Below are 12,094 nucleotides of genomic sequence, written 5' to 3'. Positions count from 1 at the left end.
TTTTTTTGTTGGCATGTCTTCGACATAAAAAGACCTCCTTTCTGGTTTTGGCGTTGTGGTGATGCTCAAAACTAAGAAAGGAGGCTCTTTTTTGCACATCCCCTAAAATTCGGGATGACTCATGTTTCAGAGAATGAGACCACCAGCCGCTTGATGCAAAAACGAAAGGAAATCTTTCGGGACTTGTTCCCGAATGTGATGCGGCTGTTTGAACTCATCAAGTCGCAGCAGCACCGAACGCTGGCGTTGTTGCTCCAGAACATCGAATCTGAAATCTTCCTCAATCGCATCGCCCGTCGCATTGCCCAGGAACGGCCCGATCTGCCTATTTTCACCATTCACGATTCGATCGTCACCACAGTGGGTAATGAGACATATGTGAAAATGATCATGCGTTAGGAACTCGAAAAAGCCATCGGTATTCGCCCTTTTCTCAAACGAGAGTACTGGCAAGAGGAGGTGTTGGAGAATTTAATTGGATAGATTTTTCGCACTGAATGTGCGTTTCAAAGTCCTAAAGATCCCTGTAGTAAGTAACTCATTGTCATTTTGGTGGAAAAGGAGGATAGCTTATCCAGAAGGCATCAATACTCTTCGATGAGTTTCTCAAGGGTATAAGGCGTCCTTTCATTGCGCCGTCTTTATTTTAATAGTTCGAGAATTGTTTAATTCCTCTATTTTTTACTGCCCCTTTTCAGGCAAAAATCAAGACCCCCAAATAATGTCTGATCCTCAATGTTAAAAAGTCCAGGATTTAGGAACGGCTCAACTGGTAGACTACTTTCCAATTGTTTTTAAATCAAGAGCACTAATGATCAAAGATTTCAGCTTCAAAACAAAATAAGGTTTGGTACATTTTCAGAACTTAACGACCCTACTATAAAGGGGATTTAGGCGAAGAAAGCGAAAGTGCTGTTAATAATAAATGCGAAATTTTTTGTGGCACTGTAAGTAGTCAATAGTGGGTTACTTGTCTTGAACATGAATCTTGCAGAAAGGTATTTTTTAGAGAAATACTTTTGCGTTTCTTAGCCATAAAACAAAGCCTGACAAGAGTGCTAAGATCCGATTTTCATCCCTGCATTCACAATAATACCTATCACTATGGCCTAAACGTGTACCAATCTCAGGATTGTTCCTTATGTCGACCGAAGGTTACGCTCACTTTTCCTGCACTAATTCTTAATCCTTTATGCAAATCTCTATCAGTTTTAAATTCTCAGTGATGCTGACGCTGCTTTCAATAACGGCCTGTTCGGCGCAAACCGTAGCGACTGCCCGGACGCAACCTGGCAGTCACGAGAAACTGGCTTCCGCCAAATTAACAACACTTTTACAGGAGTTGAAAGCATACTACGGAGTTGATATATTATATGCTGACCGAGCTGTGCGACATATCAGCCAATCGCCATCAGAGATTAACTGGAATCTGACCGTTGAGCAGAACCTGACCCGGCTATTGCAACCCTACCACTTAACGTTTTCCCGACAGACAAGTGGATCCTATGTTATTGTAAAGAAGAGAAAAGAGGATGGCGTATCGGGAATAAAAAAAATGGACAGGCAGCCGAATGAAGAAGCCCCCAATGGCTTTCTCGCGGCTGTCAAACTGATGCAACTGCCCCAATTAACACGTCCGGGAAATATTATTCCCCAAGATCAGGAGGTGTCGGGAACGGTGACGGACGAGAAAGGAGAGACCTTACCCGGTGTAAGTGTGTTGGTGAAAGGTTCGCAGCAGGGGACAACCACCGATGCGGATGGAAAGTACAAACTGAGGGTTTCTAACCGTGAAGCAGTGCTGGTTTTTTCGTTCGTTGGCTACGTGTCAAAAGAAGTGGTTGTGAGCAATCAAACGCAGCTTAATGCGTCCTTACAGGCCGATACCAAAGCGCTGGAAGAAGTGGTCGTGGTTGGCTATGGCACCCAGAAAAAAACAAACTTGACCGGAGCCGTATCAACCATTGACTCGAAAGCAATTGAAAACCGGCCCGTTAGTAATCTCGCCAACGCCATGCAGGGTACCACGCCGGGGCTGGCCATCACCCGCACCGGCGGACAACCCGGCAACGAAAATATCGCCATTCAGGTACGGGGTGCTACTTCGGCCAATGGCAATGTCAACCCTTTGCTGCTGGTCGATGGGGTGGCAGCCCCTATTCTCACCTTGCAGACCATCAACCCCAACGATGTTGAAAGCATTAGTGTCCTGAAAGACGCGGCTGCGGCTGCCATCTACGGGGCGCAGGCGGCTGGCGGAGTGATACTGGTGACGACCAAAAAAGGCGTAGCGGGAAAAACCACGTTCGACTATTCCAATCAGATTGGGTTTGACTGGGCACTCAATGTACCCGAACGCCTGTCGCTGATGGAAGAAGCACAATTTGCGAACCTGGCGCGGGCCAATTCGGGGGCAGGCCCGGAATACACGGATGAAGATCTGCAACGAATTCGGGATAGGGTCGAATATGTCGTCAATCCGGTCGATACCAATCGATACATTTTTTACAATCAGAAAGATTTGGTGAAGCAAATGATCCGCGACCGGTCCTATATGCAAACGCATAACCTGTCGGCGCGCGGAGGAACCGATAAGCTGAGTTTTTTAGCGTCGCTGGGGTATTACCATAAGCAGGGCGTATTTAAAGTAGGCCCCGATCAATTACAGCGTTACAATGCCCGACTCAACCTGACGGCTCAATTGACGCGCAAACTGTCGTTCGACTCGCGGATTGCCTATACCCTTGAAAAGCAAAAAGCGCCCGTTAGTGCCACCGACGGCAATGCTCTTCTCTACCAGGTTTATCGGCTCCGGACCCGTTGGCCGCTACTTACTCCGGAAGGTCGGTTAAACGGTGAAGGCGGTTCTTCAGGCAACAATACATATGCGCAGCTAACTGCCGGAGGCTACAACAACCGTGACCGAAATTATTTTGACGGGGTATTTACGTTTCGGTTAGCCGAGGTCGTGAAAGGGCTCCAGCTCCGGGCAATTTATGGGGTACAGTATCGACTCGAAGACCGGGAACGCTTTGCCCGAACGATTGAACTCTGGAACCGGGTAAGGCCTTCATTTTACCTCAATAATCCGAACGTATTTGAAGTAACGCGCGGTACGCGGCTCAACAATAACATTCAGTTGCTGGCCGATTACAACACCCGGATTGGAACGAATCATACGATCCAGGCCCTAGTGGGGTATCAATGGGAAGATGGACGGTTTTCCAGTGTGTTTTCTTCGGCCAACAATCTCGCCAGTAATGATTTGCCTTCGCTCAACCTGGGTAACGATCTTACCAAAGTCAATACACAAACCATAGAAACGTTTGCGTATCAGTCGTATTTCGGGCGTATCAACTACAATTTTGCCGACAAGTACCTTTTTGAAGCGACCCTGCGCGTGGACGAAAGCTCGCGGCTGGCCCCCGGCAATCGCCGAAAAGCATTTCCGGCGGCTTCGGTGGGCTGGAATCTGCACCGTGAAAACTGGTTTTCGTCGGTATTACCGCTTTTCTCGGAATTCAAGTTGCGGGGATCCTGGGGGCAATTGGGAAGTGCGCTGGGCAACAACATTGGCCTGTACGACTACCTGAACCTGCTCGACCGGGGTTCGGCCCTCATTCTGGGCACCCCCGAAGTTCGATCCACGTACTTTTATCAGGGGAGTGTACCTTCGTCGAGCCTGACCTGGGAAACGGTAGAGACGGCTAATGGCGGTGTAGACCTGGGCTTTTTACAGAACAGGCTCCAGCTTACGGTCGATTATTATGTAAAATTTAACCGCAACATGCTCACTCCGTTGCAGTTGCCTGCTACGTTCGGTGTCAGTACGCCCCTCGTCAACAACGGTGAGTTGAAATCCTGGGGTTGGGAAACCGAATTGCGCTACCGGGATAAAATCGGAAAAGATGTCAATTATTCCGTCGCCTTCAACCTGTCAGATAATCAGAACCAACTGCTCAGTTATGCCGGTCGGAAAGTGATTTCGGCCGGAACCGTCAGCATTCTGGAAGGGTATCCGATCAACTCGCTGTGGGGTTACAAAACAGATGGTTACTTCTCATCGGCGACCCAGGTGCAGGAATGGGCATTTCAGGATAACCGTACTGGCACAGGGGACGTAAAATACCGTGACCTGAACGGTGATAACCGCATTACGCCGGGCAACGGCACCCCCGAAAATCCCGGCGATCTGGTCTATCTGGGTACTAATCAACCCCGATTTCTGTTTGGCTTCAACGGAAGCGTGCAATGGAAAGGACTCGATTTTTCATTCTTTTTTCAGGGGGTAGGCAAGCGTTCGTTTTTCCCGGCTATTGCCACCGTCATGCCCCTGAATCAGGGCTGGATACAGGCACTGGCGATTCACCGCAATTATTGGACCGAGACGAATGCGGATGCGGCCTTCCCGCGTCCCTACCTGCAGGGTACGCACAATTATCTCCGCGCCGACAAGTGGATGCTCAACGGACAGTATATGCGGCTGAAGAATATTCAGATCGGGTATTCGCTCCCCGTTCAGGCGATCAGCAAAATAGGGTTGTCCAGAGCACGGTTGTTCGTTACGGGGCAGGATATTCTTACATTCTCGCGACTGGGTGTCTTTAAACAATTGTTCGACCCTGAAAACCAGGATAATGCAACCAGTGATTATCCTTTTTACGGTACGGTAGCCGCCGGTGTTAACTTGACATTTTAAGCCTGTTCACCCTAAACCGCATTGAAACGACATGAAAATAATTCGACTATTTATTGGGCTGTTGATGAGCCTGTTCGTCGTAAGTTGTGACGTCGACCGTATCCCGGAGACGGCACTAAGCGACCAATCCTTCTGGAAAAGTGAGAACGATTTGAAGGCCGCTGCCAACTATTTATATACCTTACTGCCGGGCATGCCCATAACCGACGACATCTGGTCAGACGATGCGTTTGCTACGGCGTCCAATCAAATTAGTGATGGGTCGCGGCTGGTACCGGCAACCGATGCCGATTTCAATGCGCCCTACCGGCTTATCCGGGCCGCCAATAATCTGATTGAGAAAGCCCCCCTGGCGTTGTCGAATGGTGTCGGCCAGGCTCAGGCGAATGTCTACATCGGAGAAGCCCTGTTTTTCAGAGCCTTCGCCTATTATGGACTGTTACAGCGATATGGTGATGTACCGCTGATTCTGACAACACTGCGCGAAGATGCTGCCGAGTTGTCGGCGCCAGCCAACTCCCGGAGCGAAGTCATCGCCCGCATCTACAAAGACCTCGATGAAGCGGCCAATTACCTGCCCACCCCCACCACCTTAGCCAATGTCGGCTATGGTCGAATCAGCAAAACGGCGGCCTGGGCGTTTAAAGCCCGTGCTGCCCTGTTCGAAGGAACCCGTTCCAAGTTTCATGCCTACGGTAATCCAGCTACTCATCTTACGCTGGCTCAGGAAGCAGCAAAAAAAGTGATGGACAGCAAGGAGCATGGGTTATTTGCCAGCTACTTCAATTTATTTCAATTGGCTGGTGAGGGCCGACAGAATCGGGAAAATATTCTGGTCAAACAATATGGCGTAAGCGTTACCGAATCAATCGTGAACCACAATGCCTCACGGGACTACCAGACCGGACGCTCAAACCCGACCAAAGCGTTAGTCGATTCATATTTAATGACCGATGGACTTCCGATCACTAAATCGCCTTTGTACAAAGCCCCCGTAGCATCGATTGATGTGTTTACCAACCGTGATGGGCGTCTTTCCGAGACGGTGGCCAAGCGGGGTGACCCTTGGACAAGCGATCTGGCCATTTTCACGATAGCGCTTTTAAATGCACAACGCACGGGTTTTGCCATGCGCAAATACATGGACTTTACCGATTATCGGAATCTGCGGAGTTACATCGATTTGCCGATCATTCGCTATGCAGAAGTGTTGTTGATTTATGCCGAGGCTACTTACGAATTGTCCGAAAAAATCAGCGATACTGATTTAAACCTGTCGATTAATCTGCTCCGTCAGCGCGGTAAAATTCCGGCGCTCACCAATGTCTTTGTCCAAACCAACGGTCTGACTATGCGGGACGAAATTCGCCGGGAACGGCGCGTGGAACTGGCCATGGAGGGCCACCGATACTGGGATTTGATTCGTTGGAAAACCGCCGAAATGGAATTGCCGAAACCCATTCTGGGCAACTATTTTTTTGCCAGTGAGTTTGGCACACAAACCAAACCGCTCCTGACAGCTGATAACTACATTCTGGTTCAGGAGGCCCGTTTCCGGAGTTTTAAACCCAACCGGGATTACCTCTGGCCTCTCCCAACGAACGAACTGGCTTTAAACCCAGGGCTAAAACAAAACCCGAACTGGTGATCGTGTATGCATTAGTCCTACTTATCGAAGGATTCTGAGGACTTTCCATGTTAGTCAACTATTTAATGCACCTTAAAAATTTTGTCGTATACCTGGCTGTTCTGGTCATATCGACGTCATGGATGGCCTGTCGTGTTGCCAATCAAGAGAAAACCGGATCACAGGCTGCTACTCGTTTCGAAACGTGGAAGCGGCAAGACGTTCCCTCGAAGAATCTGGCTCAATGGCGGTTTTTAGGAATTGGTAGAGCCTTTGCCACGATTGGCAACCAAACGTGTCTTGAAGAAGCGGAAAATTCGGAAGGGGTGATGCTGTTGAGCCCTGATTCGTACGGAAAACAGGTTATTGTCCGGTATCAGTTTTTGCTTTTATCGCCCGCAGCGATCGTCGTCACCTTGTTGTCGGCCCGCAACAAGGCCACCGATGGGCTGACCATTCCCGCCGATTACAACGGCGCCATGAACTTCTGGACTGGGTCGCGGGAGAATTACTTTTTCGTTTTCCGAAACGCTCCGCATGGGGGGACACCCTACATCACTCGCAACCCCGGCGCGCGGGTATTAACCAGCGCGCCGGAGCAGGACGGTTTGCTCACCGGCATTTACTATAACGTAGAGGTAGGTCAGAATCTGTCAAGAATATGGGTGGCTATAAACGGTAAAACCGTGCTGGAAGCGGACGACAGCGACACGATTCCGGGCGGACGCGTAGCCTTACGCGTCAGAGGAAGTGCGGACTATAAGGCTGCCGTATTATTCAAGAATCTGGTGATATACTCGAAACCATAGCTAATAATGGAATGATAACCAGTCAGTTTTCTTATTATCTAATGTTTGCTGTTATCCGGAATGTCGGAATAAACCGTAAGACAGTGTTCAGACTGCTTGCATTTATCCTTGTTTTTTCCTTTAGGACCTTTGCCGCCGACGAACGGAATTTACTGCAAAAGTCGGCCGATGTGCGTCGGCTGGATCAAACGCTGATCCTCCATCAGAAATGGGTCACTTACCCTGTCTATACCGATCGGGCGGGGTGGGATAAAATGACCGGCTCGCTAAAGACCTCCCTGATTAAGAAAGGCGAAGAAAACCTGAATTATACATGGCAGAAGATCACCGCTTCGGGCTATCTCGAATTTGAACGGAGTGGATCGCGGCTGGGGCAGGAGGAACCTTTCAACACCAATACCGTAGCCTTTAACCATCTGGTAGTGGCCGAATTGGCGGAGGGGAAAGGGCGCTTTATGGATAAAATCATCGATGGAGTCTGGTTTTTTTGCGAACAGACCAGTTGGGCATCGGTCAATAATCTCTTTGTGATGACTAAAAATCGTCCTCCCCGATCATTGCCTAACCCTGATGAGGCTATTCTGGATCTGGTAGTGGGCGACATGAGTACGTTGCTGGCCTGGACGCACTATTTTCTGACGGAACCAATGGACAATGTAAACCCGCTTATTAGCCAACGGTTACGCCATGAACTTCAACGGCGGATTCTGGACCCTTACATGCAACGGGACGATTACTGGTGGCAAGCTCTGAAACCCACTCAGACGTTTGTCAACAACTGGAATCCGTGGTGCAATTTCAACGTGCTGGCTTGTTACATGCTGCTGGAAAATGACCCACAAAAGCTGGCTCAGGCCGTTGCACGCACGATGCAGTCGGTCGATAAGTTCATTAACTACAACCACGAGGACGGAGGCTGTGAAGAAGGACCGTTTTATTGGGACCTCGCTGCCGGAAAGCTTTACGAATACCTTGCTTTGCTGCACCAGGCAACAGGAGGTAAGGTATCGATCTTCGACCAGCCGCTGATCAAAAATATGGGCGAATACATTGTCAATTCCTACATTGGTAATGGCTGGGTGGTCAATTTTGCCGATGCGCCTGCCAAAGTTTACAAACCGGCGGGCATGATTTATCGGTACGGTAAGGCGGTCAACAGCGTACCGATGCAGAAATTCGGGGCCTATCTGGCGCGACAAAGCCCGGATTATGTTAACTGTAGTTGCCACGGAAGCGGCCGGGATTTGACCCGAACGTTAGAAAATCTGCGAACGTGGGAAGAGGTCGAAAAAACACCAGGGGCCTTGTCGACACCACCATATTCATGGTATCCTCAAACTGAGTTGTGTTTCATGCGGAGCGGCAACTATTTTCTGGCGGCCAAAGGAGGACACAACGGCGAAAGCCATAACCACAACGACGTCGGTAGTTTTATTCTTTTTTACAAAAACAAGCCGCTGCTGATTGACGTGGGCGTGGGTACGTATACAAAGCAAACCTTCAGCAACAACCGATACGGCATCTGGACCATGTTGAGCCATTACCATAGCGTACCAAATATAAACGGTATATCCCAGAAAAATGGCAGGAAATACCGCGCCAGAAACGTTCGGTTTGATTCGGCGAAAAAGACGTTTTCGCTCGACCTCGCCGAGGCTTACGATTCGGCGGGCGTTCAGCAGTGGAATCGCTCGTTTACGCTACAGCCCGATGGTGTCGGTCTGGTGCTTCGCGATGCGTTTGTATTGGGCGAAGTTAGGGTCAACAATCAGTTCCACTTCATGTGCGCCCGCCCGCCCGACATAACGGAGAAAGGTGTGGTTGCTTTTTGGGTAGATGGGGAACGGTTGACACTGCAGTACGACCCGTTGCTGTTTTTGGCCGAAGCGGAGCCTATCGATTTGCCAGATAAGCGAATGTCGAACGTATGGGGGAGTCAGATTTATCGGTTGCGGCTGACAGCTCTCAAGACCGCCAGCAAAGGGACGTATAGTTTCACTGTAACAGCTCTCAAGTAATCAGTGACGACAATCATTCGTATAGCAATAAAACTCTAATGGAAAACTATGAACCGCAAGGATTTTCTGCTCACACTGGGTTTTGGAATGACGGGTTGTTTAGGAGTTGAGGCCTTTCCCATTCGGAAAGGGAAACGTTATTTTTCAATCCAAAAAGCAAATGGACGCTTTTTTTTGAAAGATCCTACCGGTAAACCTTTCTTTTCCATTGGGCTCAATCATATCGATTCAGCCACGTTGAGGTATCCCGAAAATGGCAAAATCTGGCAAGAAAAGTACCAAAATAGCCTCAAAGAATGGCTCACAAAAGATGTCAGCCCCAATCTGAAAAAATGGGGGTTTAATACCGTTGGATGGACTCAGGAAGTCGTTAACCGAGGAATGACCAATCACCGGCATTCCCGTAATTTTACGGCAGAAGAGTATCGGTGGCTGAATATGCCCTACTGCCATATGCTTCATTTTGCGGACTTTCATCAGTGGGATGCCGAAGTTCGCCATCCTGATTTTTTTAGTCAGGACTTTAGGGATTGGTGCGACTACGTGGCTCGGGATGAAGCGGCCCGCCTGGCAGACGACCCCAATTTGATCGGCTATTTTTATCTCGATTGCCCTATATGGGTCCATACTACCAATAAAAACAAGTGGAAAGGCCCCATTTTCGATCCCGAATTACTGAGGACTGAAAGCGGAAAAAAGGAGCTGTCTCGAATCGCCCGTCAGTATTACAAGGTAACCCACGAGGCAGTCAGAAGGTACGATACAAATCATTTGATACTCGGTGATCGGTATGAAGCTTCCAAACTTCTCTCAGAAGAAGTGATTCAGGCGGCTTTGCCATACGTAGACGTTCTTAGTTTTCAACACTTTTCTACTCCCCCCCAAATCCTTCAGAACCTGGATTTTTGGTACAAAAAAACGGGGCTGCCTACGCTGGTGGCTGATTGTAGTCACGCCATTATTGATAAGAATACAGGACACGAAGAGCATACCTCACAAGGTTACGAAGAGATTTATACGCACTTGCGTAAGGCACCTTCGTGTATTGGCTATCACCTGTGCGGTGCCTATTTAGAAAATCGTGTTCGTAAAAAAGGGCTACTAACCGAGCAGGAAAAACCGAATGATGTCTTCATTCAACAGGTAAAAAAAGTAAATCTGGAGATGGAAGCATGGGTTTCCGATTTTAAACGTTGATCGGGTCGAATGCAAAAATGCGGTTATCCTAATAAAAACTTATTCGAACACATAATTCTGACCTTTTTTGCTATACAGGAAAAATTGCCATATAATATGATCCGTATACTTTTGACATTTCTATCTGTAATCCTTCTAACCAATGGCTGGGCGCAACAGGTACTGGTTCGTCAGCCTAATGGTTCACTGACGCTTGCTAAAACAACCGCAGCCAGACCTCGAAACATTGTTTTCATCCTCACCGACGACCATCGCTACGACGCGCTTGGTTTTCTGAAAACGCAGACGTTCATCCAAACGCCTAACCTCGACCGGCTGGCCAAAAATGGAGCCTATTTGCCCAATGCATTTGTAACTACGGCTCTTTGCTCACCGTCCCGGGCGTCAATCCTGACGGGGTTGTATGCCCACAGACATCAGGTAGTTGATAACAACAATCCCGTTTCTAAAGATCTTGTTTTTTACTCACAGTATCTGCAAAAAACGGGGTATCAGACAGCCATGATTGGCAAATGGCATATGGGCGGAGAATTCGATGATCCGCAGCGTGGGTTCGACTATTGGGTGTCGTTCAAAGGACAGGGCTCGTACTTGCCCGAAAAGAACGGGTTGAATGTGAACGGCAAAAAAGTCCCGCAAAAGGGCTATATCACCGACGAATTGACGGATTACGCCCTGGATTTTATGGAGCACCGCAGGAAAGACAAGCCGTTTATGCTCTATCTCTCCCATAAGGGCGTTCATGCTGATTTTATACCATCCGAACGAGACAAAGACCGGTATAAAGGCCATACCTTTAAGCCGCCTGTTAGCATGAACATTGGCAGTCAGAACGATGCCCCAATGTGGTTACAGAATCAGCGTAACTCCTGGCATGGCGTCGAGTATCCGTACCACAGTCAGTTGGATATTGGTATGTATTACAAACGATACGCCGAAACTTTGGCCGGCGTCGACGCATCGGTTGGTCGTGTGCTGGATTATCTGCAAAAAGAAGGGATGCTCGAATCGACATTGGTGGTATATATGGGCGACAATGGCTTTATGTTCGGTGAGCACGGCCTGATTGATAAACGCACGGCCTACGAAACCTCTATGCGCGTACCGATGCTGGCGCATTGCCCGGAGTTGATCAAACCCGGTACGGTGGTGAATGAGGTGGTGGCGAATATCGACATCGCGCCGACCTTTTTGGAAGTAGCTGGACTGAAAGTGCCAACCTACATGGATGGGAAAAGTTTTTTACCACTTTTGAAAGGTCAGCAGAAACCGTGGCGAACGGGCCTTTTGTACGAGTACTACTGGGAACGCAATTTTCCGCAAACGCCCACGATGCACGCCCTACGTACCGATCGCTACAAATACATTCATTATCACGGCATTTGGGATACGGATGAACTCTACGATTTACAGACCGACCCGAATGAAGTGAACAACCTGATTCGAAGCGAATCGTATCAGACTGTTGTCAATCAGATGAATAAGGAACTGTTCGATATTTTGCAACAGACAAATGGGATGTCGATTCCGTTGTATGAAGATCGGGGCCACCAGAATAATTTACGAAATAAAAAAGGCCCAAAAGCTGCCGAGTTTCCCCCGTTTTTGGAGCGCGATGGCAACTAAAAAGAAAAATAGCTAGAATTTGACCTATTTAAACATGGTCCATTCAGGTGTCCTGTTGGTCCTGACAGCTGCCTGCTATTCGAAAAAACTGGTGCGGCAGGCTGTATTCTATTGCTTT

General features: G+C 48.6%; 7 protein-coding genes. All 7 read left to right on the top strand.

Going from position 1 to position 12,094, the window contains the following annotated elements:
- Positions 1–153: 153 nt before the first annotated feature.
- The 7 genes from DUE52_RS22145 (at position 154) to DUE52_RS22115 (ending at position 11,976) form a co-directional block, all read left to right on the top strand.
- Entirely contained in the window at positions 154–399 is a 246-nt protein-coding gene (locus DUE52_RS22145) for a hypothetical protein (protein ID WP_114408238.1), read from the top strand.
- A gap of 1,156 nt (positions 400–1,555) precedes the next feature.
- A complete protein-coding gene (locus DUE52_RS22140; RefSeq protein WP_114408237.1) occupies positions 1,556–4,699 on the top strand; it encodes a SusC/RagA family TonB-linked outer membrane protein in 3,144 nt (1,047 codons plus the stop codon).
- A gap of 31 nt (positions 4,700–4,730) precedes the next feature.
- On the top strand, positions 4,731–6,347 hold the full coding sequence (locus DUE52_RS22135; RefSeq protein WP_114408236.1) for a RagB/SusD family nutrient uptake outer membrane protein: 1,617 nt from the start codon (positions 4,731–4,733) through the stop codon (positions 6,345–6,347).
- Between the two features lie 122 nt (positions 6,348–6,469).
- Positions 6,470–7,135 carry a hypothetical protein gene (locus tag DUE52_RS22130; protein ID WP_133299910.1) on the top strand — a complete coding sequence of 222 codons (666 nt, stop codon included), beginning with the start codon at positions 6,470–6,472 and terminating at the stop codon, positions 7,133–7,135.
- Positions 7,136–7,218: 83 nt separating this feature from the next.
- Positions 7,219–9,153: a heparinase II/III domain-containing protein gene (locus DUE52_RS22125; RefSeq protein ID WP_222930313.1), complete on the top strand. Its 1,935-nt coding sequence runs from the start codon at positions 7,219–7,221 to the stop codon at positions 9,151–9,153.
- Positions 9,154–9,201: 48 nt separating this feature from the next.
- The gene (locus tag DUE52_RS22120) at positions 9,202–10,350 is read left to right on the top strand and encodes a hypothetical protein (protein WP_222930312.1); all 1,149 of its coding nucleotides are present in this window, start codon (positions 9,202–9,204) and stop codon (positions 10,348–10,350) included.
- 96 nt (positions 10,351–10,446) lie between these two features.
- On the top strand, positions 10,447–11,976 hold the full coding sequence (locus DUE52_RS22115) for a sulfatase family protein (RefSeq protein WP_114408234.1): 1,530 nt from the start codon (positions 10,447–10,449) through the stop codon (positions 11,974–11,976).
- Positions 11,977–12,094: the final 118 nt, after the last annotated feature.

Source organism: Larkinella punicea, assembly GCF_003334855.1.
GTDB lineage: Bacteria > Bacteroidota > Bacteroidia > Cytophagales > Spirosomataceae > Larkinella > Larkinella punicea.
This window is presented reverse-complemented; position numbering and strand designations above follow the sequence as displayed.